An 826-nucleotide genomic window follows, 5' to 3' on the forward strand; every position below is an offset into this window, starting at 1 on the left:
GGAATACCACAAACACTAAAGAAAGGGCAAAAGAAAAGCAAAAACGAGTCTGATCAAGAAGAAACAGCAGACGCATGGGGGTTTGAGAAGCCTAGCACCTCTGGAATACCACAAACACCACAAAAAGTTAAAACAATCTCTTGGAAGCAAGGAGTGTACGGGATAAGGAGAGGTATGCGTAACGGAGAATTAGAAAATCTCTGGGTGAGTGAGAAACATGACACCGCAAAAGGAAAGAAGTTGCTCATAGATATACTGACTAATGTTAATGAGATTTCTAATGCTGTTTTTGAAAATGTATCAAAAATTACATTCGGTGAATCTTCTACTCCTGCTACTAATGTGGGATATTTAAGAATGTATTATAGGAATATATATCCAGATTTAGATAGACAAGGTTTGGAAGAATTGGCACAAGCAACCTCAATCACAGCTAGGTTAGTGCAAAAGACAAACCTTGCCTTTTTTGCTAGGAACGATTGGAGAGATCAAGTTCAAGAGCGTGAAAGAATGCAATTAAAGGGGCCGTCAGTTTTTTTAGTTGGGGCTGCACATACCTTGCGACATGAAGTTAGGGACTCGCATTCAATACACAATGCAAACGCATATCCTGCTTATCAATACCCTAATCCAAACAGAAGCATTGCTTTGGTGCCAGAGCAAATAATTAAAAATCTTAAATTCATGAATCGTAAAAACACAAATGCCGCCCCCGAATACGCAGTATGGGTCAAAAGCCAAGACGAGTCAATGAATGACCCGTTCTTGGTTATGGGTCAAAAATCTGACATGGAAAAAGCATTTGGCAACAAAATCAGATTATTAC

General features: G+C 39.1%; 1 protein-coding gene. It reads left to right on the forward strand.

Annotated features, from left to right (window positions below; all coding sequences use genetic code 11):
* A partial coding sequence (locus tag BBROOKSOX_RS11965) for a hypothetical protein (RefSeq protein WP_180324073.1) occupies positions 1 to 826 on the forward strand: 826 nt, incomplete at both ends.

The sequence above is a fragment of the bacterium endosymbiont of Bathymodiolus sp. 5 South genome, assembly GCF_900128535.1.
GTDB lineage: Bacteria > Pseudomonadota > Gammaproteobacteria > PS1 > Pseudothioglobaceae > Thiodubiliella.